The organism is Propionimicrobium sp. PCR01-08-3 (assembly GCF_030286045.1).
Lineage (GTDB): Bacteria > Actinomycetota > Actinomycetes > Propionibacteriales > Propionibacteriaceae > Brooklawnia.
In genome coordinates this window covers 1089066-1112487 of sequence record NZ_CP127390.1, presented here as the reverse complement: position 1 = coordinate 1112487, position 23422 = coordinate 1089066, and the positions used below count along the sequence as shown (strand labels likewise).

Sequence of the window (23422 nt, the reverse complement as noted above, 5' to 3'; positions counted from 1 at the left end):
GTCAGCCGGCGGGCATCGAGCAGATCGTCACAGCAAGCGGCCGTGCCCGCCACGCCGCCGATGTAGACGGATCATCGGCCGGTGTGGCCGCCAGGTCACTCGCCGGTGCGACCGCTAGGTCGTCGGCGGCCGGTGACGTGTCGTCCGGACGCAGTTCTGCGATCCGGACCCGTGCCCGATGGCAGAAGCCGCTCTGCGACATGCCGTCGATGCTCGCGCTGAATACCGCGGCGACCTCATCGCTGCTGAAGCTCACCAGCGATGACTCGCCGATGGTGTCGACGCCCGTCAGCGATGCGCTCATACCGAGGCCGGTGCGCTTGATCAGGGCTTCTTTCCTGCTCCACAGCAGGCTGAGGTCGTCCGCCTGAGCAAAGCGATTGCGCAATGGCCGTTCGGTCGCCGTGGCGATTCGCTCGAACAGGCCTGCATCGAACGGCACCCTGGATTGCACGTCGATGCCCACCGGAGAAGCGCCGATGGCGCACACGCAGGCCGCGGCATCGTGCGACCAGTTGAACTCCATCCCGTACCGAGGTGGATATCGCGGCTTCCCGTGTGAGCCACGCTCGAGCGGCGGCATCGGTTCCGCCCGGCGTTCGCGCCACAGAAATTGGAGCAAGGCAAAGCAAACCGCGCTCGCATAGCGATCGCGAGCATGATGATAGGCATCGCAGCGCTCGCGTCGCTCAGCAGGAAGACCCGCCCGGATGCGGCGAAAGCCTGTCTCATCGATCAGGGCCGCCCGTGCGATCAGCACGTCCAACTCGGGTAGCCAAGCGGAATCGCGAGCGTCCCCCATCGTGCCTGGCGCCTGGGACTCCTCAGTCTTCGGGCGCATCGATCACCAGGCCGACGTTGTGCCCGCCGAATCCCAAAGACAGCGACAGCGTGCGGCTGAACGGCGCACGGCGTGCGGCGCCGGTCACAATGTCGATATCGATGTCGTCATCGATCTGCGCCGTACCCACCGTCGGCGGCACCAGGCCTTTCCGGATAGCCATCACCGAGGCGATGACCTCGACAGCTCCTGCCCCGCCGAGCAGATGGCCGGTCATCGATTTGGTCGACGACACCAGCGCGCGGTCACCGAGCGTGCGGGAGATCGCGGTGGCTTCGGTTCGGTCGTTCAGCACCGTGCCGGTGCCGTGGGCGTTGACGTAGATAGGTTCGTCTCCGCTCTCAGGACGCAGCGCGTTCGCTTCTCGGAGCGCGAACTCGATGGATCTGACGATCGCCTCGCCGTCGGCGGCCGGTGCCGTGATGTGCGAGGCATCACTGGTGACGCCGTAGCCGGTGATCTCGCCAAAGCTGCGCGCGCCCCGGGCGCCGGCATGCGAGGCGCTCTCCAGGACGATGGCCGCGCCTCCCTCCCCCAGGACGAAGCCTTTGCGCTCGCGGTCGAAGGGGATGCTGGCCCGATCCGGATCGCCGGCCGTGCTCAGCGCCCGCATGTTCTGGAAGCCGGCCATCACGACCTTTTGCGCGATGGCCTCGGCGCCGCCGCAGATCACGGCGTCGGCGTAGCCGTGCCGGATCAGCCGCAGGCCCTCCCCGATGCTCACCGCACTCGACGCGCAGGCGGCGTTGTGCGATATGGACGCTCCGTGGGCGCCCATATCGATGGACACGATTCCCGCGATCATGTTCGGTATCCACTTCGGCAACAACAGGGGCGATACCCGCCGTGGCCCACGTTGCCGCATCGTCTCGACCTCGCCGAGCAGCGTCTCGGTGCCGCCGAGACCACTGGACATGAAGACCCCGAGCCGGTAGGGATCGACGTGGCCTCGAAGTCCCGCTTGGCCCACTGCCTGGCGTGCGGCGAGCAGCCCGAAGACGCAATACGGGTCAAGCCGGCGCAACTCGTTTTCGGGGATCGTCCGGGACGCGCCGAGGTCGCGCACCGGCGCATACACCTTGACCCCCATGTCACTTGCATCGAAATGGTCGATGGGCACGATGCCGTGGTGCCCGGCGAACAGATTCGTCTCGAATTCGCTCAGGGAGTTGCCGATCGGGCTGACCACGCCCATCCCTGTGATGACCGCACGTTCCATGATCAGGTATCAGTGCCGGCTCAGGCTGCGTTGCTGTCGGCGCCATCTGCCACGGCGTCGTAGAGATCCTGCAACGTGACGATCTGGGGAGTGACGTCAACGTCGTGCTCTCCGATGATGTCCTCCAGTTTCATGAGGAACTCGAACATGCTTATCGAGTCGATGCCGACGGCGTCGATCGCCTCGGTCATCGTCAGCTCGTGCGCCGGCTTGTCGGCGAACTCAGCGATAGCTTCCTTGAACTGCTCTTCTGTCATCGTCTTTCCTTTGCTCTCGGTATCTGTCATTTCTTGCCGCACCGGATGCCGTCGGCTGACGGCGTCCGGTACACAGGTGGTTGGTTCGGGCCGACTCGGCGCAGCACCAGGGCGGTCCGGCGCCGGTTCGATGGTTGGCCCGGCCCGGCTAGAACCCGTGGCCGCGCAGCCAGCTCAGCAGTTCGTCCTCACGCCGGGTCGCCTCGCCGGGTGTCCAGGTGCCCATCGCGAGCGCATCGACGACCCCGCCGTCGCGCAGATAGACGACGCGGTCGGCACGGGCCGCGCAGCCCGGATCATGGGTGACCATCATGATGGTCGTGCCCTCAGTGTGGACGCCGGACAGTGCGTCCATCACCTCGGTGGTCATGGCCGAGTTCAGGGCGCCCGTCGGTTCGTCCGCGAACAGCACGCTCGGTTCGGTGGCCAGCGCGCGGCAGATCGACGCCCGCTGCAGCTGCCCGCCTGACACCTGGGTGATGCCGTGATCGGCGACGTGGGCGATGCCGAAACGCTCGAGCATCGCGTCGATCCGGGCGCCGGCACCGGCCTTGTCTTTCGGCGTGGCCTTCAGCGCGGGAAGCAGGATGTTGTCCCGCACGCTCAGATTCGACAAGAAGTAGGCCTGCTGGAAGATGAATCCCATCTCGGTCAGCCGCACCCGGCTCATCTCGCCGTCGCTCAGCCCGGTCAGCTCGCGACCACCGAGCCGGACACTTCCGCCGGTGGGTTTGTCCATTCCGCTCAGGCAGTACAGCAGCGTCGACTTGCCCGATCCGGACGCTCCCATGACCGCAAGGAACTCGCCGGTGGCCACCTCGAGATCGATGTGTGAGAGCACCTGCGTCGGTGGATCGGTCGAATAGAAGGTCTTCTCCAGGTCCGCCGCCGCCAGGGCTGCTGAAGCCGTCGACATGTCTTCTCCGTTCGTTGGTGGGTTGAGAATGCTCGTCATGCCCTGAGCCAGACACTCGTGTTGCCGCGCCGCAAGCTGGACGCGACCCCTCGGGCGCCCAGATAGCCGACGGCGATGAGCAGCAGCGGATAGCCGAGGTAGACCAGCAGTGGGTTCACGATGAAGGCCAGCCGCGAGATTCCGATACCGGCCACCGACAGCGCCCCGCCGACGACCACTTCACCGAGCGTCGCAGAGACGATCACTCCGAGTGCGGTTCCGGCGACGACGCTGACAAGCGTCTTGAGCCGCACCTGGGCGCTCAGTTCTGCGCCCGAGAAGCCCAGCGCCGACAGCACGCCCATCCGGTGCCGATCCCGGGCCAGTTGCAGATTCAGGTAGAGGACGGTGACCAGCGCCGCGACACCCACCGCGAAGATGAGCGCTATCGCGGCGGCGCTGAAGAAGGCGCCGGTCACATATGACAGGGTCTGATCGACGTATGCCCGCATCGCGACGACACTCGCCTGCGGGAACGCGCTGCCGTATTCGTCGGCGATCACCGATGCGCCACCACCGTCGGCGACATCCGCATAAATCACGTACCCCACGGCGTCGCCGCTGATCTCGCCCTGGATCTTGGCGGTGTATCCCCCGCTGGTGACGTCTTGGTAGATGCCGCTCACCGCAAGCTGCGAGGTCGTCTCACCGACCCGGATCGGCATCTGGTCGCCGACGCCCAGGCCGAACTTGTCGGCATTGAGCACCGACAATGCGATCTCGCCGGCCTCGGGACGCGTCCCCTCGATGAACTCGACCGTGCCTTCGGAGTAGTCGCCGGTCTCGACGCGCATGCTCTCCCAGCCCTCGTCGCCCTCGGTTTCGACCAGTCGATTCGCGAAGACCCGGATGTCGGTCAACCGGTCGTCCTCGCTCATCGCGGCGCTCACATCATCGCGGAGCACGTCGAGATCGCCCAAGAACTGCAGGTCGACGCGGAGGTCGGATTCGGGGGCGCCCATGTAGGTCACGAATTTTGGGCTCTGGAAGGTGGTGAGCAGATTGGTCGGCAGGATCATCAGCACCGACGCCAACGCAAAGACCACCGGAATGAGCACCCATTGCCTGAACTCGGCGCGCAGATCCATCAATGCCAAACGCCGGTTCAGGTCGCCGCCTTTGAACGACGCGAGGCCGGTGCGGCCCAGTCTGCGGGCCTGGCGCCTGGCCAAGCGCGCGGTCTGAGCGTCGTTGAGCAGGCTGCCATGCACCAGAGCATTGACCACCTGAATCCTCTTCACACTGCCGAGCACTCCGCGGCAGATCGCGATGACCACGACGAAGACCACGGCCAGCGCGATGATCGGTGCCACGAAACTCGCAACACCGAGCGGGGCCTTCGCATAGTTCACCTGAACCTTGGCGGTCAGCGCACCGGTCGCGAAGATCGCGCCGATGCCGCCGATGACGCAGGCCACCAGCGTCATGACGGAGTATTTCGATAGGTAGAGGCCCGAGATCGTGGCGTTCGGCAGGCCTATCGCCTTCATGGCGCCGATCTCGCGCACCTCGTCGGCGAGCGTGCCCCGGATGACGAAACGCACGTTGAGCAGTGCGATAGCGATCAGCAGGATGCTCACGAAGACGAGCGCCGCCGCGACCAGCCCGTCGCTGATCACATTGATGATCCGGATCATCTCGAAGGTAACGCCCTGACCGTTCTTGGGCAGTCCGTCGTCCGATTCGTAGGCGGTCTGAAAATCGGACGCCAGCGCCGGATCCGACAACAGATATTCGACGATGATCTCCGGACTTCCGCCTCCCGCGTTCGACAAGGTGTCGAAGTCGGCGTCGGAGACCACGAATCTGGTCGCGGACGACAGCGACGACGCCATCTGAGCGTCACGGACGAAACCCTGGATCGTCAGGTTCTGGACGCCGGTCTCGGTGCGGACCTGCAAGTCGTCACCTGTCTGGAGCCCGAAGCTCTGCTGATAGGAGACCGGAACGTAGACCTCGCCCACGTCGGGCCTGGGGATGCCACCCGACTCGTCGAGCAGAAAATCGAATTCGTCGTTTTGCACCACGAAGAGGTTGTCGATGAGGCTCTCGGACAGATCGCCGGATTCCCCGGTGGCCGGACGCTGCCAGCTGAGCTGGCTGGAGTCGAATCCGACCATGTCCTCGATCAGCCATGCGGTGATCTCTGGGTGCGCATCGGCGAATTCGTCCAGTGCGGCCTGGTCGTACTCGCCCTTGTGCATCTGCAGAAAGTGCGGTGGCTCGGCCTGGTCGAAGAGCTGATCGACCGCACCGAACATGCGTTCTGCCACCATGGCCCCGGTCGCCATCAGGAAGGCGCTCAGGATGAGCACGATCAGCAACGCGGCATTGACGCCCTTGTTCTTGCGGAGGTCGTTTCGCGCGTACTTGAGATTCATCTGCCTCACCATCATTCGAACGACCAGACGCCGGGTATCTGAAGTGACATCCAGGTCAGAACGAGGTGGTAGATCACATCGAGAATGATGTTGAACAGTCCCACCCCGTCGGTCTTGCCGGTCTGCTTGCGCTTCCTAACGATCTCTTGCGTGTGCGTCCACAGCCCGCTTATGCCGTAGATGTAGAGGGTGACGAGGGTTCCCACCCAGAAGTTCCCGTGGAACCAGATCGACATGACGCCCATCACGCCGAGACCGAGTTGCGCGAACCCGTATTTCACCTGGAAGGGCCCGCTCGGCCAGCCGAGTGGCGCCGCGGTGCGCTCGGGATAGAGCACATTCATGATGAAGCCCGCGACCGCGATGATGCCGTGCGAGACCGCGAACTGGTGCAGCAGCAGAATCCGCATCCATTCCACGATCCACATCTGCTATTCCCCCGCATCCTCGGTCCGTGTGATGAAGGCTTCCTCCAGGGCGTGTCCTCTCCCGCTCCCTGCAGGCCGCTCCACGTGCCACGGAGCGTCTGAGGCAAAGCCTCACGCGGTACGCGGCAAGACCCGTTACCCCACGGGCACCAAGATTGTGTCAGGCGCGGCCAGATCCTCTCCCTCGACGACGATGAGCCCATCGACGGTGGTGGTGAAGGCCGGGTTTCCGTCGATGGGCCACAGCTGGTCTCCATTGCCCGAGTACAAAGTCTGCGTGGTCGGCGTGGTTGTTATCAGAACGACCGAACCGCCGGCAGAACCGGCGGTAATGGTGTAGGCCTCCGCTTCAACGCCGGACTGGGAGAAACTCACCTTGCCGTATTCGGATCCATCGGTGACCACCGGGTCGCCTTTGGCGTCCACCAGAAGGGGCATCTGATCGCGTTGCAATTCGTCCAACGGGTAGAAGAACGCGTCATACCAACTGGGAGACGAGATTCTGAGATTGTTCCACTGCCCAAGCGCTGCGCCATCGAAGTCATAGAGCGTGGCCGTGTTGGATTCACCGTAGCTGTGCGGCCACGGCTCGACGGCGTATCCGTCGCTCGCCCAGACGACTCGCTGCGATTCATCGAGCGGCGTGGAGTTGACCGAGGCATGCCCGTCCGACGCGTCCAGCACAGTGAAGGCCTCGCGCGAATCGCAGGCGATGTGGGAGCCCAGCAAATAGCACGCCGGAATGCCCTCCCACGTCGTCAGCGAGATTTGCCAGGTCGCACTGCCGCCGTCCACCGCGGCAATGACCAAGCTGTTGCTCTCTTGCCACGTGAGGATCTCGGCGCCCTTAAATTCGCCGCGTGAGGTGAGCGCACCGACATAAGGAGCATCGGAGATTGAGAAGAGGGATTCTTGTTCTCCGGTCGAGATATCTATCTTCAACAGATCGACGTCGCGGGCTCCCCCGGTGTATCCGACGCAGTAGATGAAACCTTCCCTGGATGGATGGATCGATTCACACGATACGTAATCCAGATGCCAGGTCTGTTCGCCGGTCGCGACATCGAAACCGGTGGCCCCATCCTCGAACGGCTTCGTGCCCACAACGATGCGGTGGTCCGCAGATGCGGCGACCGCCTTCACGCCGTTGGGCAGGACGAACTGTGTGAAGCCAGCGGCATAGCCCTCATCGAGCCAGGCGACCTCAGGCCCGGTGGGATGCCATCTGTTCGTATCAAGACGATCGATCAGTCTTGGCACCATGATGATGCCCAATGCCAGAACAAGGACCCCGGCGATGATTACTACAAGCAGGCGCTTGGAGAATCGCCTTGCTGCCCCCGTTGCATGGTCCCGGCCGCCAATTGATGGGTGTCCGACGGAGGCGGTTGACCTTGGTCGCTGATCACGCCTTGCGATTCCCGCCACCGGAGCTGCCGGCTCGTGTTCGTCCCCTTGCAAACCAGATCTGGCAGCCTCGAAATCCGGGCCGGGGTGATGAGCCGCCGATTCTTGCGGATATTCACCAGTTTCCTGGGGTGGCTGGCTCATTGATTCCTCCGCTTCAACATCTGCACGGACGCACATGTAGATCGTCCGATCGCAGTCTTCCACGTCAGAGAATCGCCCGGCAGCACTGATCCACGCGAAGAACTGGAAAGTCTCGCGAGACCATACCCGCGCCAAGACAAGAAAAGTCGAACTCCGTGCGATGGACGACCTGTTGCTCATGATGGCCCCTCATTGAGGCCGCCCTCGGTGCACTCCAAGGCGCACTCGGGGACTGGGCAGCACAAGCCTCGGTGGGAAACCCGCCCAGGACCTTGGTCAGATTCTGTCTTTCCAGTAACCAGGCTTGCGGCGGTTGTGAGCGTAGGCAACAACCACCAGATATGAGTCCTCGATAAAATAGAGGATCTGGTAGGGAAACGTCTTCATCGTTCTTTGATGAACAACCGGTTCCCGATTCCATCCAGGGTAGACACGAGCAATGTTTGGCCAGTCAAGAAGTTGGGCAACAGAGTCCTCAATGGCATCAAGGAAGTCCTCGCCAAGTCCTAGCTGTTCATCGTCATACCAGCTGGCGGCATCAAGGAGTTCTTCGTGAGCTTCGGGATGCTCACGTTTGCGGAGTCTCACTTGCGGCGTGCGATCAGTTCCGCACGAATCTGCCGGTGGGACTCATCGAAATCCAGAAGCTCGACCGCACCGCTTCCAATGTCGTCAACGCGCCTGCTCAGCTCGTCGCGCCATGCGGCCTCGACCTCGGCCTGCGGTAAGTCTTCAGAGCGTTCGTCCAGGTTGCGAATGCCGCGCTGAAGGATCGCCGCTTGTTCGCGGCGATCCAAGGCCATAAACGCCTCTTCAACCTGAGCCATAGTCATCGACATGCAACCAGTCTACGACAGGGAAACAGGCCCAGCTGGGGGAATACGAGGCGTCGATCGGCACCTTCTACAAAAGGTTTGCCGAAGCGAAGATGGATACGCGCGCGACGCGGGACCGCTCTTCGACTACTTCATCAAAGATCTTTGTCGGCCCGGCCAGCAGGACGATCGTCTCGTGGTTCTTCGACGGCGGGCCTGACATCGACTTCGCCGACCTCTCGGAGGCAAACGAAACGGGGGAAGTGGTGAACATAGAGTTCGACACTTCCCCCTCAGGTGTCTCCGCGCTTCGCGCGGAAAACAACTTCCTTGGTCTCGGAAGAATGAACAAGTTCATTCTCCTCTCAGCCTTCGTCGTTGTGGAGGTATTCGCCGCTTCGCGGCTCAACCTCTGCCTTGCCCTCGGAAGAGAAAGCAAGCTTTCTCTTCTCTCGAGCTTCGTGGTCCTCCGTAGAAGCCTCTCAAACCCCTCCGCCCCACTCAGAGCACTCATCACCCGTAGTCAACGCAAGACCTACTCCCCCACCACTCGCCCCGAACGACCTTCCCGACGCGATCAGCGCGGCCCAGTCGCAACCCAAGCACTCAAATCTCAAACTCGTTTGAGCTACCCGCAACGTCAGAAGCTCCTCGACGCCTACGCGTCCGGGATGCCCGTGAAGCAGATCGCGGAACGCTTCGGAGTCCACCGAGCCACGATCGCCAGGATCGCCTCCGGCGGCGGAGTCACCATGCGCAAGCGACCCTCGTCCGCAGCGGAGTAGAAGGAACCAACCTCGCTACTGGCCGCCGTCGAGCACCCTGATCCAGGCATTCGCTTCGCCAACCGCGTCCTCGAGGGACAACTCGACGCCGCCGGAGGCGGCCGCTCGGATATAGTCGTCCTTCCAGTGAGCGTGTGCGATAAGGGTTGGCGGCCAGTTCCTTGTCGGTCGCCCGAGCTTGGCGGCCTCGGCGGCCCTGGCCTCGAAGACGGCGACAGCCGCCTCTCGGACCTCTGCCAGCGTCGGCGCTCCGGTCGTAGCGACGAGGTCGCGGAGCAGGAGCAGATCGACGACATCGCGTGCACGGTCGTTGATCGATCCCGGTGGCTCGTGCGGGTCGGAGACCGCGTGGAGCTTCTGCGCGATCTGGAACCGCATCGCGATCCCCACCAGCGCGTCAGGATCAGGCAACCCGAAGCCTGCCAACGGAGGCGGCTCGATAAGCTCTCGCTCCCGTCCAATACCGGCCTCGTCGGGCGAGACCTCGAACTGGATACGCCGCCACGTCACGCCTCGCAGATTGAGGATAATGTCAAACCTGCGTGGCTTGACGAGCTTCGTCGGGACATCGATCACCTCGACTTCACCGCGGCGCAGCGTCAGCGGCCCCCACGGCTCATCAAGCACCTCTTCGAGCACCGCGAAGAACGCATCCATGTCACCGCGGACCAGACCATCGACATCCTTGGTAGTGCGGGCGGTCGCGTTGAGCCGGTGCTGAAGCAGAGTGCCGCCTTTGAGCAGGAACAGCTGGCGCCCATCCTCGTCGAGCGCACGCTGGACCGCGCCGACAGCAACCGATGAAGCGATCAACCAGCCAAGGCGCCCACCCTTGGCCTCATCGCCAAGTTGGCCCTCTGCTTGAGCGATCCAGGTGTTGAGAACCTTGGCCGAGACCGGTTCCTTCGCCTTAGGCCTCAACGTCCTCAGCAACGCGGCCAGCTTGGAGCCAACATAGTCATCGGTCATAGCGCACCTCCAGCGCTTCCGCCAACGCATCGCGCTCAGCTGTCTTTAGATAGCCCTGGGCATACCCGCGTTCGATCGCCTGCCGAAGCAGATAGGTCGGCGTCCCATAAACGAGGCACTGCTCAATCGCCGTCACCGGGGTCACCGTCGGGATCTCCTGCCACCACCCGACCTGCTGGGGAGTGAGGTCCTGATAGTGGACGACGTAGTCCTCCCCACTCTCCCGACGGAACCGGCGATCCTTGCCGACAGTGACATGGATGCGGTTCGGGTTGACGTCGCTGATGCCGTACGCGTCGAGCGCCGTCTCGTGCGACAACACGGCCTCGGGCACCCGCGTCCAGAGCACCGCCAACATGAACTGATCAAACTCACCAACCGGATACTGCGGAAAGCGGTAGACCCCATGCGCAGCCCGCACCAACGTGCCCCGATGCACCAACATCTGAAGAGCCTGCTTGCTGACCCCCACTTCGGCTGCTTGCTGAGCCGTCACGAAACCGTACTGCGCGGACGCGGTCTCCCACAGCTCATCGCGCGCCAAGAGTCTCACCATGGCAATAGTATAACGAAAGCATGATACTATTGCCAGGCATTTCGCCCTGTCTGACGGGTGCGGCACGCGCTTGCAAAGAAGGCCGGGAGTCCCATCGGTTGCGCCGAGGGGGTCTCACAAGGTAGCCGTCCACAGGAGCCATACGTACCCATCCGCCACGGGAGGCCAGGGTGCTGGCCTGGACTGCTCTCGTTCATGCTATCCAGCCCACGGCAGTTGTCGGTGACCCCAGATACCTTCGGGGCTGAGGACGAATGCGAGAAGGGGAACACACAATGACGACGAGTTGGAGCCGTGCCACGTACGAGGCGATCGCGGCGGTGCTAGCCGACACAGACGATGGGCTCACCGGCAAGGAGATCGGGGTCCTGCTGCAAACGCTCTGTATGGATGACCCGCTACCACACGCCTCGAAGCGCGATCGGCTCGCTGAGGCGTTCATCGCCCGTCACAACACGGACAAGGGCGATCCCAAGCGCATCATCACGTTCATCGTTCACGCGATGGAGCCCGTGCGGTACCGCGACCGGCCCGAGCTGTTCACACTTCGCCAGGACCGGCTCAACGAGCGACTCGCGTTCGTCGGCCTACACGTGAACCGCGAAGGGAGAGTGGCCAAAGGGCCGAGGGCGGCCACGCTCGATGAAGCCACCCGCATCGCGACGTCGGTGCGGGACGAGCTGCGCCGTCGACGTGCCCATGAGGAGGTCCTGCGCTACTGCTCGGTCGAGGTCCTGAAGGAGGCCCACTTCCACGCCTGCCTGGAGGCCACGAAGAGCATCTTTGACCGCCTGCGGTCGATGACCGGGCTGCGCGGCGATGGAGCGAATCTGGTGGATGCTACGCTCGCCCTCGGCCAGAGCGGCGCGCCGCTGCTGGCGATCAACTCTCTGGCAACCCAGACGGAGCGCGATGAGCAGACCGGACTGGTGAACCTCGTGAAGGGACTGAACGGCATGTTCAGGAACCCGGTGGCCCACGACCCAAGACTCAACCGGACCATCACCGAGGACGAACTACTGGAGGTCATCAACGTCGTCTCAATGGTGCACCGCCGACTGGATGGCGCGAGGCATATCTGAGGGTTCCCAAACCCCACGTCCACAAGGCCACCGAGACCGATCCACAAGGGGACAACACATGAACGATCACGACGACCCCCGCCGAGATGATGAGTACGAAGACGTCGCTCCTGAGGAGGACTCGGCGTTCGCGGTCGAGCATGTCGAAGACCAGGACGACATCAGCTGGAGGCCGACCCTAAGGGAGTTGCAGACGGCGATCGACGACGAGGAGCACCCTCACCACGAGGAGGCGCTCCAGCAGAACAAGGAGCTGGCGGAGAAGCTGCGGCCCGCCATGGAATCGCTCCGTTCAACGATCCTCGCCCAGACGACGTTTCACGAGCCGCTGATCAAGCAGATCAGCGCGATCACCGATACGTCCCGGGTCTCCGACCAGCTCGTACCCAAGATAGACTTCCCCACAGCAGCGATGGCCCCGGCGGACCTGGGACCGGTGGCCAACCCGCAGATCGAGATGATGCGGACGATGCGTGAGAACACCGCTCAGATCGAGGAGTCGATGCGCGAGGCCGCGAAGGCTCGTGCGGCTCGCCTCGACATGGAGGACGAGAGGGCCGAGAAGACACTAGCCGTCCCGGAGTCCATGGACGCCAACCTGCGGCTGCTCAACGACAAGATCGAAGGCGTCGATCAGCGGATCGAGTCGGGCAACAATGGCGCGGGCAAGGCTTTCTGGTGGACGGTCGGCGTTGCAACGGCCGCCCTTATCGCAACGATGATCGGCGTGATCCTCACCGTGTTCAATCGTTAGCGCGTTCACCTCGATGGGAACACCCATCTCGTCCTCTTGCGGTGAGCGTGGCCAGAGCATTGAGGACGCGCGCCACCGAGGATTGTGGCCGCGTGTCTCCATCCCAATTGTCGAGGTATGACTGCCACGACCTCAGAGCGCCTCCTGTCTCCGCTTCGATGACCGATTCGACGAGTGGCTCGACAGCGAGGAGGACTGAGATGAGCAAGACCGTTCCCTGGAACGACGTACGCGCCAAGCGCCCCGTCGACGATGCCGTCGTCGCCGACCATGTCGCCCGGATGGAGGCCGAGGAGCGCGCCTACCGACTCCGCGAGATTCGCGAGGAACAGGGCGTGACCCAGAAGGAACTCGCCGACCGGATGTCGCTCACGCAACCGACCATCTCCGCGGTCGAGGCCGGCGACCTCGACTGCTCCGGCCTGGCCACCCTGAAGGCCTACGTCGAAGCCCTCGGCGGCACCGTCGAAGTCACCGCCACCTTCGGCAACCGCAAACTCGTGCTCACATCTCGCGCATAGAGCAGACCGGGCCCCGCAGTCGGACAATCCGGTCGGACAGCTTGGAGCGAGCCGAATCACCGATTACACGCACTTCTAGGTGGCGCGCCCGTCGATGCATCTAGCGCCACCAACTTGGCTTGCCTTGCATGCCGGGATGCCACGGTCTCCTCTCTGGCATCGTGGGGGCCGGTTGCTGCCCGTTGGTGTACACGAGGCTGTAGTCCTTGTGTGGTGCGGAGGGGTCCCAGCCCTGCATGTAGGGGCGTAGCTCATCGGCCGAGGGTTTGAAGTCCAGGGCGCTGTCGTCTAGTTTCCCGAGATTGACCACCGGGTCCATCTCATCGGCCCGCTGGCGCGCCCACTCCAGCCATTCTCGGAGTCTGGCACGTTCGCCGAGCCCGTTCTCACCCAAGGCAACTTCCAGCTCCCGGGCAAAGGACCTAAGCTCTCGCGCTCCACGCCAGGCGTCAAACGCATCCATGAAGGCTGCCTCGCGCAGTCGCTCGATCGCTTTCTCCCAAGCCTCGGCCTGGATCCCTTTCCAGACACGGCGTTCTTCGTCCAGCTTCCTTTGGCGCTCTTCAATGGCCTCAGCCCGCGCCTGCTCTGCTCGCTCCCGGGCATCGCGATCATCGACGACACCCTTCTTGATTTCCTTGGCAATCACCTTGGCCCGGTGCTCGAGAGGCCGGCTTGGAGTGTCGGTCCACTCGTCCCGCTGACGTCCTCCCTGGGAACTCCAGCCGTCCCGGTCGACGGTCAGGCGCAGCTTGCCGTCCAGCACCTTGTCCACAGTGGGGAACATCTTCCAAGGGTTCCTTCGAAGATCCCGCTCCTCTGCGGGAGTCAGTTGGTGAGGTACCTCCCTGGTGGTCTCGGAGATGAAGATGTCTCGGCGCTGAGTGTCGACCTGCAGGAAGAGCTTTGGGTACTTGAGCTTCGCGTTGACGCCCAATTTCAGGTCGTGCACCTGCAGTTCCTCGGCGAGCGCACAGGCGACAGCGACAGCGCGTGGACGCAGTTCTTCACCGACAGCATCGAGGACCGTCGAAGTCTCAAGCGCATTGCGAAGCGACGCCAGATTGGTGGTGATCCGCCGGGAGGTTGTCCGGATTCGCAACCAGTCGGATACCGCCGTTCTGGATGCGTCGCCGACTGATATGACGATGTCACCCGCATCCCGTCCTGTGAACCGGAGCTCCTGCCCTACTGGCACCAAGTGGTGCACTCGGCAGGCAGGGTCTGATGCAGGAACAGGTGACAGTTCTGGTTAGGCCGCGAGGGCCAGTTCTTCGTTCATGATGGTCTCGAATTCGATCGGCGTCAAACGACCCAGGCGGGCCTGCCGGCGACGGCGATGATAGGTTCGCTCGATCCACGTGACAATCGCGATGCGAAGCTCCTCACGCGTGGCCCAGGAGCGCCGGTTCAGCACGTTCTTCTGCAACAGGCTGAAGAACGATTCCATCGCCGCGTTGTCACCGCAGGACGCGACTCTGCCCATCGAACCGACAAGTTTGTGCGCAGCGAGTTCACGGCGCAGCTTCCGGCTTCGGAATTGGGATCCTCGGTCCGAATGGACGATGCAGCCCGCAACGTTGCCGCGCATCCGGACGGCGTTTCGGACGGCGCGGACCGCGAGTGACGCTTTCATTCTCGAGTCGATGGAGTAGCCCACGATCCGGCCGCTGAATGCGTCTTTGACGGCGCAGAGATACAGCTTGCCCTCGGCGGTCTTGTGCTCGGTGATATCGGTCAGCCACAGTTCATTCACCCGAGAGGCACTGAACTGGTGACGCTCACGCCCGTCCTCATCGATGACGACGCAGCGGTCGTCGTGAACGGCAGGGCCGGGCTTCTTGCCGTTCTTGCCACGCTTCTTCCCGAACACGCTCCACCACCCATTCGACGACGTGATCCGCCACGCCGTTCGATCCGACATCGACTCGCCCTCCTGGCGGGCTTCGTCGGCGAGGAGCCGATACCCGAACTCCGGGTCATCGCGATGCGCGTCGAACAACGCGTTCGCGCGATACGCCTCGTCCAGCTCCCGCCGGGAGACGGGACGACGCAACCAGCGGTAGTAGGGCTGGCGAGCAAGCTTCAAGACCCGGCACGACACCACGACGGGGATCCCGTCCACGGCGAGCTCACTCACGAGCGGGTAGAGCTGTAATGGCCTCTGGCGGGCCCGCGGCCGGCTGGGATGCTGAGCCGTAGCTCGGCCGAGTGACTCCGGGTAGAACCGACTCGTGAATAGTTCGCGATGTCTTCAAAAGGACGTGTCCTCGGCTGAGCTACGGCTCGGTCTCTCCGCGCAGATGCCTTGATCAGAAGCCTGTCCGTCCCCAGGGGCGTGACTCATTACAGATGTGACTCTGAGCGACCCGGGCCAGTCCGCTGATGTGCTGACGACTGGAGGAACTCACCATGACCACCGTTACTGAACGCTACGAGCACGTCGTAGGGATCGATACCCACGCGCGTACTCACACGTATTGCATCATCGAATCCCGGACGGGAGCGGTGGTCGATACGAGATCGTTCCCGACTACTGCCCCCGGGATGCAGCGTGCAGTCACCTGGATCCGACGAAGGACTCACGGGAAGCCGGTGCTCGCCGCCGTGGAGGGTACTTCCTCGTACGGTGCCGGCATCACCACCGCCCTTCTGACAGAGGGGATCGAGGTGGCCGAGATCCGACCTCTCTACCGCCGTTCCCGAGCACAAACAGGCAAGTCGGACCCGCTGGATGCAGAAGCAGCCGCTCGAACGGCGCTTTCCACGGACGTCGAGAAACTTGCTCAGCCACGTCGCTTCGGTGACCGCGCGGCGCTCCGCGTGCTGCTGGCGAGCCGGTCACTGATCGATCAGCAGCGCACGGCCAACAAGAACGCGCTCACAGCACTCCTGCGCACCACCGACGTCGGAATAGATGCGCGCAAACCGCTCACAGACGCGCAAATCGCCACCATCGCGACCTGGCGAACCGGGCGAGATCAGCCATCGAAACGAGTCTTCCGGGAAGAGGGAAGAAGGCTGGCCAAGTCGATCATCGAGCAGACCAGGTCACTTCAGCAGAACCACCAGGCGCTGTCCGTGCTGACCGAGACTCTTGCCCCGGGCCTCCAGAGCATCCCGGGGGTCGGCGCGGTCACAGGAGCGATCCTGGTGGCCTCGTACTCGCATCACGGGCGGGTGCGCTCTGAAGCGGCTTTCGCCGCTCTCGGCGGTATAGCTCCATTGCCGGCCTCCTCGGGCAACACCAGTCGCCACCGACTCTCCCGCTCGGGCGACCGGCAACTCAACCGTGCCGTCGATGTCGTCGTCCGCACGCGGATGAGCTACGACCCCGTCACCTGCGAATACGTTGAGCGCCGGCGTGCCGAAGGGCTCTCCAAGCGCGAGATTCGACGGTGCCTCAAGCGATACGTCTGCAGGTCTCTGTTCCGAGAACTTCGGACTCGGATGGCTTGACACGGAGGCATAGAAGCGTCCCTTTTCCCGGCAGATGCGCCTGCGCGAAATACGCGGCCGCGCGACGCAGCACCTCGTTCTCCTGCTCGAGGAGCCGGTTGCGCTTACGCAGCTCACGTACCTCCACGGACTCCTGCTTCGTCTCGCCCGGCTGATCACCGGCCTCGATGCGGGCTTGTCGCATCCACTTGTCGAGAGTGCCGACATGGACGCCGAAGTCTTTCGCGATCTGCGCGAGAGTGACTTCTGGATCACGATTCTCCGCGACACGGACCACGTCGTCACGGAACTCCTTGGGGAACGGCTTGGGCATGATGACATCCTTCCAGGCCAGCGCTCTTGACTAGCCATGTTCAATGTCACCTGTTCCTGCATCAGACCCAAACTCCGACACCTCGCCATCGGCAGACCCCACGCCAACACGCGAGTCCTCCTCCTCACACACGGCCCCCACACCATGACCATCAACCGCGCCACCGGCGAAATCATCGCCGAACACACCATCGACCCAACCCGCAACTACCAAAAGAAAAAATGAACGATGACCCGACACACCAAGTGAACGATGACCCGCAACACCCACCCCAAACCATGCACGATGACCCGCAACATACCCGCGCCAAAAACACGAAAAATCCCGCAACATCACTGAACGATGTCGCGGGACTTCACATAAGTGGAGGTGTTCGCCGCTACGCGGCTCAACCTCTGCCTTGTCCTCGGAAGAGAAAGCAAGCTTTCTCTCCTCTCGGACTTCGTGGAGGTGGCGGGAATTGAACCCGCGTCCTGATGAGGCGTTGCAGACATTCTCCGGGTGCAGCTGACTAGACGTTCTGCTTGGCTCCTGCACTCACGTCAGCATGTTGCAGACAAGCCCAGCCTGGTTTAAGTCCCCATCAGCCCTCCAAGCTGGAGCTGATGAGCAAGCCCTCTAAATGAGGCCAGGATCCGGACGGAAGGCTACATCCGGGCTGACCCTTCGGTCACTGCTCAGGCAGCGAGAGCGAAGTCAGTGCTCTTTGCGTTGGCACTTATTGGTTCCCAAGGGACATTTACGAGTTGACCTTGGATTCTCGACCCGCTTCTTCTGGAACTACCATCCCCAGTCGAAACCAGTCACCCCCTGTTGAGTTATCAGTCTCTTAACGATAGCGCACCACGCAATATTCCCATGCGATGGGTTACTGATGTTCGCACGAACCGGGAGCCTGCGCCTGATGCTGGAGTGATGACGATTCAGCCCAGCTGATGTTTGCGCGAACCGGGATCTTGCACACCAATAGCTCACCAGCCGAGGAGCGCGATAATACTGCCATAAGGGAAAATGCGACGGACTAGCACTGCGACTCAACGAACCCGGGCTCGTTCAATAAAGTTCCCGTGTCATGACCACTACGACCAGCAGGGTAAGTCGAGTCGCACGAGGACAAGCTGGAGACCTGCTTAGCGCAGGAGACGAAGTCGGTGTGCCTCGTAGGCGAGGCGCAGTAGGCGAAAACCGGCGATGAGGCTGAGGACCCGTCCTCAGCGTCCGTGCCGACGCCTGCGATCGGCCATCTCGCGCTCGACGTCACGCTGCATGTCGCGGGCGGCTATGGTCTGGCGCTTGTCCCATTCTTTCTTGCCGGTGCCCACAGCGAGTTCGACCTTGGCGAAACCATCGCTGAAGTAGATCGACAGCGGGACGAGCGTGCGTCCGGTGTCACCGAGTTCGCGCTCAAGTTTGTGGATCTGGCTGCGGTGCAGCAGCAACTTGCGATTGCGCTTGGCCGCATGGTTATGGAAGGTGCCGAACTCGTATTCGGGAATGTTCGCATTGCGCAGCCAGACTTCACCGTCATCGACGGTGGCGAATGCATCGGTCAAAGTGGCGCGTCCGGCCCTCAGCGACTTCACCTCGGTGCCGGTGAGCACGATGCCGGCCTCGACCCGATCGCCGATGTTGTAGTCATGCAGCGCCTTCTTGTTGCGGGCGACCGCTTTGATGCCCTTCTCCCGTGCCATGACTACTCCCGACTTCCCTGCCTGCTAGGTCTACGTCCGCCCACTGCGCATCCTGCGAGCCGACCGCTTACTCGTCCGAATGGAACTACCTGCCAGCTATCCGCACGATCTGCGTGTCTGCAGCCCGTTTTCGGACGCGGGGCATGCGCGAGCCCCGCCCAGACAGCCTACCAACTGCCTGAACGGGGCTCGGATGTCCGACGGCCGCGGCCTATCAGATGCCTGATCGAATCAGGAGACCCGCGGAGAACCGATCACAAATACGGTGCAGCGTCGCTCACATTGCCATCGATCCACACGTGGAAGTGCAGATGGCATCCGGTCGATAGTCCGGTGGTTCCGATGTACCCGATGACCTCGCCACGGCTCACCGATTGCCCCACCCCGACGATGTAGTTGGTCATGTGGTTGTATCCGGTGCTCACCGCCACTCCATCGATCACGCCGTTGTCGAGGACGACCCTGTTGCCCCAGCCACCGCTCGAGCCTTCGGGAATCGCCTGGGTCACGGTGCCGCTGGCCGCCGCGTAGACCGGCGTGTTGCAGGCGGCCCCGATATCGGTGCCGTCATGCAGTTCGGAGTATCCGAGCACCGGGTTGGTGCGCCATCCGAACGGCGAGGTGTAAGGGCCGTTGGCAGGCATATAGAGCGGGAATCCCGAACTCGATGCTGCTGGGGCAGGCGCTGCCTGTGCCGCGGGCTCCTCGTAGTAGCTGTCGCCGGAATAGCTATCATCGGACCAGCTTTGCTGCTCGGCCTGTTGTGCGGCAGCATCGGCAGCCGCCTGCGCGTCCGCAGCCGCCTGCGCATCCGCAGCTGCCTGGGCGTCAGCCGCAGCCTGAGCCTCAGCTGCTGCCTGAGCTGCCGCAGCCGCCGCTGCCGCTTCGGCGGCCCGGCGCTCGTTGCGCTCTTGAATCTGCTGAGTGACCGAATCCATCTCTGCTTGCATGGATTCGTTGGCGGCTCGCTCATCGGCAAGAATCTGCGCGGCGTTCGCCTCCGCAGCCTCATTGGCCGCCACCAATCCGGCAACCTGGCCCGCAGCGTCGTCGGCGGCTTGTTCGGCCGCCTGAGTGACGCTCAGCTGCGCCGCAGCCGCCTCTCTGGCGACGCGGGCACCGTCTTCGAGGGTCGCCATCTCGGTCTGCGCGTTCTGCAGCTGCAACTGCAACTCGGTGAGCCTGTTCAGTTCGTTCGAGTTTGCGTTGTACAGCGTCGATGCCCACTGGACGCGAGAGCTGACGCTACCGGCGTCCTGACCGTCAACGAAGAGCATGCCCAACGACAGCATTCCGGTGTTTTGCTGATGAGCGACGCGCATGTCGTTCGCAGCCTTGGCCTGCTGGGCCTCCACAGCGTCCTTACCGAGCGAGACGGCGCTTTGCGCGTCGGTGAGTTCCTGCTCGGCGCTTTCCAGGTCGGCAGCCTTCTGGGCGTCGACGGCCTGGGCGGCGTCCCTGTCGCTTTGTGCCTTGGCCAGCGTCGCCTGTGCGTCCGCGAGTGCTTGGCGTGAATTCACGACCTCGGCGGTAGCCGCGTCGAGCTCGGCGTGGTGGGAGTCGATTGCCTGATCCGACTGCTGAAGCTGGTTCTGCAGATCAGACTGCTGATCGTCGAGATCGTCTGCGAGCGCCGGAGCACTCACCATGCTGACAGATCCGAGAGCGATCAACCCGATGAGGCCTCGCCTCAGCCAGTTCGACCTGCGGAAGATATTTAATTGCTTGCGGGCAGTCCGGGTAGGACTTTGAGTCACGGCACTCAGCCCCCTGTCTATGCGTCCAACGTTTAGACGCGGAGATACCTCCGCGTCGTGACCAACGTGGGCACGATAGACAGCACAACCGCAACGATGGCAACCAGCCCGACAGCAAACCAGGCGTCACCCCACGTAATCCAAGGTAAAGCCTGGATCGAGACTTTAGCGTTGCGTTGGATGAGAAATTCATAGGAACCGAGCAGCGCTCCGCCCGAAATGATCGTGCTGATGATGCCGGCGAACAGCGCTTCGAGCACGAACGGCAGCATGATGTAGACATTCGATGCGCCGACCAGACGCATGATTCCGATTTCTCGGCGCCGGGTGAATGCCGACATCCGAATGGTGTTGCCGATCTGCAGCATGGCCGCCACCAGCAGCAGAACGGCCAACCCCATGGTCCCCCATTTGAGGCCGTTCAATACCGAGAAGATCGGGTCGAGCACCTCGTGCAGGTCGAGCACGTTTTGCACACCGGGAAGACTGGCCGCTTCGGACACCACGCCTTGGTAGTTCTCCGGGTCAACCAGCTTGATTCGGAACGAATCCTGCATCTGCTCGACCGTCAGACTGTCCAGCAGGGGGGAATCGGCGTAGGTGTTGCGGTATTCGTCGTAGGCCTCTTCCTTGGATTCGTAGAAGACCTGCAGCACCTCGGGATTCGATTCGAGCCTACTGTTGATGTTGTCGCGTTGGTCGTCAGTGGTTGCCTGCCCCGGCTCGCAATTTCCGGACTGGCTGGTACCGGCCGAATCCTGGGTGCACAAGAAGACCGAGATCTCGATCTTGTCGTACCAGCGGCCCTTGACCCGCTCGACCTCCTGGAAGGTCATCACGGACAGGCCGAAAAGGGTGAGCGAAACGGTCATGGTCACGATGACCGAAATGGTCATCGATGCGTTGCGCTTCAGGCCCGACAGCGTCTCACGGAAGGTATGTCGCATATTTCAGTGCTCTCTCTGCATGGATCGACGCTCTCAGGCGGTGCCGTAGACGCCGCGGACCTGGTCACGGACCAGGTTGCCCTGGTCGAGTTCGAGGACGCGCTTGCGCATCTGGTCGACGATGGTCTGATCGTGGGTGGCCATGATCACCGTCGTGTCACGTTTGTTGATCCGATCCAACAGCTTCATGATGCCGACGCTGGTCTGTGGGTCGAGGTTTCCGGTCGGCTCATCCGCGATGAGGATCTTCGGACGATTCACGATCGCCCGGGCGATGGCCACACGCTGCTGTTCACCACCCGACAAGGCTTCGGGTTGACGATCTTCTTTGCCGGACAGCCCGACCAGATCGACGATCTCGGGCACCACCTGGCGAATCTGCGAGGAGGGGCGTCCGAGCACCTGCAGACCGAAGGCCACATTCTCGTAAACGGTCTTGCCGGGCAATAGCCGGAAGTCCTGAAAGACCGTGCCGATCTGGCGGCGCAGCGCAGGAACCTTCCACTGATGGAGGCGTCCGAGGTCTTTGCCCAACACGAAGATCTGACCGGACGTCGGCCGGTATTCACGCAAGATCATGCGCAGGAACGTCGATTTTCCCGATCCGGAGGTACCGACGAGGAAGACAAATTCCCCTTTGTCGATCTGCAGGCTGATGTGCCGCAGAGCAGGGTTGGTCTGGCCTGAATAGGTCTTCGATACGTCCTCGAAGGTGATCACGTGACCGTCCTGTTCGTAGCGTTTGGAAGGCGAGAGACTTCTCCGGCAGCACGCATGCCACAATTCCTGAGAAACTCTCAGTCCACGTCATGAGTGTAAACGGTTGTATTCGCGGAGCAACTCGCCACGCCATAGATCAGGCGGCGTTCTCCTCCTGGCGGCGCCAGCGGATGCCGGCATCGATGAAGGAGTCGATTTCTCCGTCGAAGACGGCATCGACGTTTCCGGTCTCGTAGTTGGTGCGCAGGTCCTTGACCATCTGATAAGGGTGCAGCACGTAGCTGCGCATCTGCGAGCCCCACGAGTTGCCGTCCGACTTCAAGGCGTTCATCTCGGCCTCGCGATCGAGGCGGGCCTTCTCCAACAACCGGGCCTGCAGGACGCGCAGCGCGGCAGCCTTGTTCTGAATCTGGCTCTTCTCGTTCTGGCAGCTGACGACCAGTCCGGTCGGCAGATGGGTGATGCGCACCGCAGAGTCGGTAGTGTTGACCGATTGGCCGCCTGGTCCGGAGCTGCGGAAGACGTCGACGCGGATGTCTGCTTCGGGGATGTCGATGTGGTCGGTTTCCTCCACCACCGGCAGGACCTCGACGCCCGCAAAGCTCGTCTGGCGACGTCCCTGGTTGTCGAACGGGCTGATCCGCACCAGCCGGTGGGTACCCTGTTCGACCGACAGTGTGCCGTACGCGTAGGGCGATTTCACGGTGAAGGTGGCCGACTTGATGCCGGCTTCTTCGGCGTAGCTGATGTCGTAGACCTCGGTCGAGTAGTCATGCCGCTCGGCCCAGCGTTCGTACATCCGAAGCAGCATGGACGCGAAGTCTGCCGCGTCCACGCCCCCGGCTTCGGAGCGGATGGTCACCAACGCATCTCGTTCGTCGTACTCGCCGCTCAGCAGCGTTCGCACCTCGAGTGCTTCGATCTCCGTCTTCAGTGCGCCGACCTCACGCTCGACCTCGGCGGACGAGTCCTTGTCGCCCTCCTCGGCGGCGAGTTCGAGGAGCACCTGTGCATCGTCCAGCCGCTGCCGCAGGCCTTCGACGCGTTCGACATCGGCCTGAAGCCTGGACAACCTGCTGGTTACTCGCTGCGCGTTCGCCTGGTCGTTCCACAGGTCGGGGGCGGCGGCTTCCTTCTCAAGCCTGGAGATCTCGTCCTTCTTCTTCGCGGGGTCGACAACGGCCTCGATCGACGTCAGCGACCGGTCGAGTTCATGGATGGTATCGGGGAGATCTGCAACTGCCACGAACCGAAAGTCTACCGTCTGCGCATAACCGCAACCAGTACACGATCTGGCCCACGTAAAAGTTCCAGGAGCACGTAGAAGGTGCGGGAGCACGTAGAAGGTGCGGGAGCTGGCGTATATCTCAAATGAGAATGTCCGCATAGCCCGTCAGGCTCTCAGACCACGTCGGCAAGGC

At 62.7% G+C, this 23422-nt stretch carries 22 protein-coding genes, 1 other RNA gene and 2 pseudogenes; 5 read left to right on the top strand and 20 right to left on the bottom strand.

Annotation, left to right across the window (positions count from 1 at the left end; all coding sequences use genetic code 11):
- Nucleotide 1: 1 nt before the first annotated feature.
- The 9 genes from QQ658_RS05185 to QQ658_RS05145 all read right to left on the bottom strand — a co-directional run bounded on the left by QQ658_RS05185 (nucleotide 2) and on the right by QQ658_RS05145 (nucleotide 8465).
- The gene (locus QQ658_RS05185; protein ID WP_286026595.1) at nucleotides 2-526 is read right to left on the bottom strand and encodes a 4'-phosphopantetheinyl transferase family protein; all 525 of its coding nucleotides are present in this window, start codon (nucleotides 524-526) and stop codon (nucleotides 2-4) included.
- A gap of 298 nt (nucleotides 527-824) precedes the next feature.
- A complete protein-coding gene (locus tag QQ658_RS05180; protein WP_286026594.1) occupies nucleotides 825-2060 on the bottom strand; it encodes a beta-ketoacyl-[acyl-carrier-protein] synthase family protein in 1236 nt (411 codons plus the stop codon).
- Nucleotides 2061-2080: 20 nt separating this feature from the next.
- Nucleotides 2081-2317, bottom strand: coding sequence for an acyl carrier protein (locus QQ658_RS05175; RefSeq protein ID WP_286026593.1), 237 nt, complete (start codon nucleotides 2315-2317; stop codon nucleotides 2081-2083).
- A 148-nt stretch (nucleotides 2318-2465) separates the two neighbouring features.
- Nucleotides 2466-3272 (bottom strand): ABC transporter ATP-binding protein, encoded by an 807-nt coding sequence (locus QQ658_RS05170; RefSeq protein WP_286026592.1) that lies wholly within the window; start codon nucleotides 3270-3272, stop codon nucleotides 2466-2468.
- Entirely contained in the window at nucleotides 3269-5653 is a 2385-nt protein-coding gene (locus QQ658_RS05165; protein WP_286026591.1) for an FtsX-like permease family protein, read from the bottom strand. The genes QQ658_RS05170 and QQ658_RS05165 overlap by 4 nt, the downstream gene beginning before the upstream one ends.
- 11 nt (nucleotides 5654-5664) lie before the next feature.
- The gene (locus QQ658_RS05160) at nucleotides 5665-6081 is read right to left on the bottom strand and encodes a DUF6790 family protein (protein WP_286026590.1); all 417 of its coding nucleotides are present in this window, start codon (nucleotides 6079-6081) and stop codon (nucleotides 5665-5667) included.
- A gap of 135 nt (nucleotides 6082-6216) precedes the next feature.
- A complete protein-coding gene (locus QQ658_RS05155) occupies nucleotides 6217-7344 on the bottom strand; it encodes a hypothetical protein (RefSeq protein ID WP_286026589.1) in 1128 nt (375 codons plus the stop codon).
- 564 nt (nucleotides 7345-7908) lie between these two features.
- Nucleotides 7909-8220, bottom strand: a complete 312-nt coding sequence (locus QQ658_RS05150; protein ID WP_286026588.1) for a type II toxin-antitoxin system RelE/ParE family toxin — start codon at nucleotides 8218-8220, stop codon at nucleotides 7909-7911.
- A complete protein-coding gene (locus tag QQ658_RS05145; RefSeq protein WP_286026587.1) occupies nucleotides 8217-8465 on the bottom strand; it encodes an addiction module protein in 249 nt (82 codons plus the stop codon). The genes QQ658_RS05150 and QQ658_RS05145 overlap by 4 nt, the downstream gene beginning before the upstream one ends.
- A 95-nt stretch (nucleotides 8466-8560) precedes the next feature.
- On the opposite strand from QQ658_RS05145, the gene QQ658_RS05140 reads away from it, so the two are divergent.
- On the top strand, nucleotides 8561-9232 hold the full coding sequence (locus QQ658_RS05140; RefSeq protein WP_286026586.1) for a helix-turn-helix domain-containing protein: 672 nt from the start codon (nucleotides 8561-8563) through the stop codon (nucleotides 9230-9232).
- A 15-nt stretch (nucleotides 9233-9247) separates the two neighbouring features.
- Here QQ658_RS05140 and QQ658_RS05135 read toward each other — a convergent pair whose 3' ends face one another.
- Entirely contained in the window at nucleotides 9248-10201 is a 954-nt protein-coding gene (locus QQ658_RS05135) for a nucleotidyl transferase AbiEii/AbiGii toxin family protein (RefSeq protein WP_286026585.1), read from the bottom strand.
- Complete coding sequence (locus tag QQ658_RS05130; RefSeq protein WP_286026584.1) at nucleotides 10191-10757, bottom strand: type IV toxin-antitoxin system AbiEi family antitoxin domain-containing protein; 567 nt, start codon at nucleotides 10755-10757, stop codon at nucleotides 10191-10193. The genes QQ658_RS05135 and QQ658_RS05130 overlap by 11 nt, the downstream gene beginning before the upstream one ends.
- A gap of 275 nt (nucleotides 10758-11032) precedes the next feature.
- Here QQ658_RS05130 and QQ658_RS05125 point away from each other — a divergent pair, with 275 nt between their 5' ends.
- The 3 genes from QQ658_RS05125 to QQ658_RS05115 all read left to right on the top strand — a co-directional run bounded on the left by QQ658_RS05125 (nucleotide 11033) and on the right by QQ658_RS05115 (nucleotide 13114).
- Nucleotides 11033-11839 carry a TIGR02391 family protein gene (locus QQ658_RS05125; RefSeq protein WP_286026583.1) on the top strand — a complete coding sequence of 269 codons (807 nt, stop codon included), beginning with the start codon at nucleotides 11033-11035 and terminating at the stop codon, nucleotides 11837-11839.
- Between the two features lie 58 nt (nucleotides 11840-11897).
- Nucleotides 11898-12593 carry a hypothetical protein gene (locus QQ658_RS05120; RefSeq protein WP_286026582.1) on the top strand — a complete coding sequence of 232 codons (696 nt, stop codon included), beginning with the start codon at nucleotides 11898-11900 and terminating at the stop codon, nucleotides 12591-12593.
- A 200-nt stretch (nucleotides 12594-12793) separates the two neighbouring features.
- Entirely contained in the window at nucleotides 12794-13114 is a 321-nt protein-coding gene (locus QQ658_RS05115; RefSeq protein WP_286026581.1) for a helix-turn-helix domain-containing protein, read from the top strand.
- 100 nt (nucleotides 13115-13214) lie between these two features.
- On the opposite strand, the gene QQ658_RS05110 is transcribed toward QQ658_RS05115, so the two are convergent.
- On the bottom strand, nucleotides 13215-14066 hold the full coding sequence (locus QQ658_RS05110) for a hypothetical protein (protein WP_286026580.1): 852 nt from the start codon (nucleotides 14064-14066) through the stop codon (nucleotides 13215-13217).
- 300 nt (nucleotides 14067-14366) lie between these two features.
- A pseudogene (locus QQ658_RS05105) lies at nucleotides 14367-15275 on the bottom strand (IS3 family transposase); the annotation flags it as partial.
- A 251-nt stretch (nucleotides 15276-15526) separates the two neighbouring features.
- On the opposite strand from QQ658_RS05105, the gene QQ658_RS05100 reads away from it, so the two are divergent.
- Entirely contained in the window at nucleotides 15527-16573 is a 1047-nt protein-coding gene (locus QQ658_RS05100) for an IS110 family RNA-guided transposase (RefSeq protein ID WP_286024996.1), read from the top strand.
- A 40-nt stretch (nucleotides 16574-16613) separates the two neighbouring features.
- On the opposite strand, the pseudogene QQ658_RS05095 reads toward QQ658_RS05100, so the two are convergent.
- From QQ658_RS05095 to prfB, 7 genes and pseudogenes are all read right to left on the bottom strand, one after another.
- Nucleotides 16614-16886: pseudogene (locus tag QQ658_RS05095) on the bottom strand (transposase); the annotation flags it as partial.
- Nucleotides 16887-17328: 442 nt separating this feature from the next.
- Nucleotides 17329-17697, bottom strand: a transfer-messenger RNA (tmRNA) gene (gene ssrA / locus QQ658_RS05090).
- 400 nt (nucleotides 17698-18097) lie between these two features.
- The gene (smpB, locus tag QQ658_RS05085; RefSeq protein WP_286026579.1) at nucleotides 18098-18577 is read right to left on the bottom strand and encodes an SsrA-binding protein SmpB; all 480 of its coding nucleotides are present in this window, start codon (nucleotides 18575-18577) and stop codon (nucleotides 18098-18100) included.
- Between the two features lie 254 nt (nucleotides 18578-18831).
- Nucleotides 18832-20226 carry a peptidoglycan DD-metalloendopeptidase family protein gene (locus QQ658_RS05080; RefSeq protein ID WP_286026578.1) on the bottom strand — a complete coding sequence of 465 codons (1395 nt, stop codon included), beginning with the start codon at nucleotides 20224-20226 and terminating at the stop codon, nucleotides 18832-18834.
- Nucleotides 20227-20366: 140 nt separating this feature from the next.
- Nucleotides 20367-21281: a permease-like cell division protein FtsX gene (gene ftsX / locus QQ658_RS05075; RefSeq protein WP_286026577.1), complete on the bottom strand. Its 915-nt coding sequence runs from the start codon at nucleotides 21279-21281 to the stop codon at nucleotides 20367-20369.
- A 33-nt stretch (nucleotides 21282-21314) separates the two neighbouring features.
- Nucleotides 21315-22001, bottom strand: coding sequence for a cell division ATP-binding protein FtsE (ftsE, locus tag QQ658_RS05070; protein WP_286026576.1), 687 nt, complete (start codon nucleotides 21999-22001; stop codon nucleotides 21315-21317).
- Nucleotides 22002-22137: 136 nt separating this feature from the next.
- Nucleotides 22138-23247, bottom strand: coding sequence for a peptide chain release factor 2 (prfB, locus tag QQ658_RS05065; RefSeq protein ID WP_286026575.1), 1110 nt, complete (start codon nucleotides 23245-23247; stop codon nucleotides 22138-22140).
- Between the last annotated feature and the right edge of the window lie 175 nt (nucleotides 23248-23422).

What these genes read in the sequence shown, in the direction of transcription:
- QQ658_RS05175 (WP_286026593.1), bottom strand. Translation starts at nt 2,317, where the DNA reads ATGACAGAAGAGCAGTTCAAGGAAGCTATCGCTGAGTTCGCCGACAAG.
- QQ658_RS05160 (WP_286026590.1), bottom strand. Translation starts at nt 6,081, where the DNA reads ATGTGGATCGTGGAATGGATGCGGATTCTGCTGCTGCACCAGTTCGCG.
- ftsX (WP_286026577.1), bottom strand. Translation starts at nt 21,281, where the DNA reads ATGCGACATACCTTCCGTGAGACGCTGTCGGGCCTGAAGCGCAACGCA.
- QQ658_RS05140 (WP_286026586.1), top strand. Translation starts at nt 8,561, where the DNA reads ATGGATACGCGCGCGACGCGGGACCGCTCTTCGACTACTTCATCAAAG.
- QQ658_RS05125 (WP_286026583.1), top strand. Translation starts at nt 11,033, where the DNA reads ATGACGACGAGTTGGAGCCGTGCCACGTACGAGGCGATCGCGGCGGTG.
- QQ658_RS05135 (WP_286026585.1), bottom strand. Translation starts at nt 10,201, where the DNA reads ATGACCGATGACTATGTTGGCTCCAAGCTGGCCGCGTTGCTGAGGACG.
- smpB (WP_286026579.1), bottom strand. Translation starts at nt 18,577, where the DNA reads ATGGCACGGGAGAAGGGCATCAAAGCGGTCGCCCGCAACAAGAAGGCG.
- QQ658_RS05100 (WP_286024996.1), top strand. Translation starts at nt 15,527, where the DNA reads ATGACCACCGTTACTGAACGCTACGAGCACGTCGTAGGGATCGATACC.
- QQ658_RS05180 (WP_286026594.1), bottom strand. Translation starts at nt 2,060, where the DNA reads ATGGAACGTGCGGTCATCACAGGGATGGGCGTGGTCAGCCCGATCGGC.
- QQ658_RS05080 (WP_286026578.1), bottom strand. Translation starts at nt 20,226, where the DNA reads ATGGTGAGTGCTCCGGCGCTCGCAGACGATCTCGACGATCAGCAGTCT.
- QQ658_RS05130 (WP_286026584.1), bottom strand. Translation starts at nt 10,757, where the DNA reads ATGGTGAGACTCTTGGCGCGCGATGAGCTGTGGGAGACCGCGTCCGCG.
- QQ658_RS05185 (WP_286026595.1), bottom strand. Translation starts at nt 526, where the DNA reads ATGGAGTTCAACTGGTCGCACGATGCCGCGGCCTGCGTGTGCGCCATC.
- QQ658_RS05155 (WP_286026589.1), bottom strand. Translation starts at nt 7,344, where the DNA reads ATGGTGCCAAGACTGATCGATCGTCTTGATACGAACAGATGGCATCCC.
- QQ658_RS05115 (WP_286026581.1), top strand. Translation starts at nt 12,794, where the DNA reads ATGAGCAAGACCGTTCCCTGGAACGACGTACGCGCCAAGCGCCCCGTC.
- QQ658_RS05145 (WP_286026587.1), bottom strand. Translation starts at nt 8,465, where the DNA reads ATGACTATGGCTCAGGTTGAAGAGGCGTTTATGGCCTTGGATCGCCGC.
- QQ658_RS05170 (WP_286026592.1), bottom strand. Translation starts at nt 3,272, where the DNA reads ATGACGAGCATTCTCAACCCACCAACGAACGGAGAAGACATGTCGACG.
- QQ658_RS05120 (WP_286026582.1), top strand. Translation starts at nt 11,898, where the DNA reads ATGAACGATCACGACGACCCCCGCCGAGATGATGAGTACGAAGACGTC.
- QQ658_RS05165 (WP_286026591.1), bottom strand. Translation starts at nt 5,653, where the DNA reads ATGAATCTCAAGTACGCGCGAAACGACCTCCGCAAGAACAAGGGCGTC.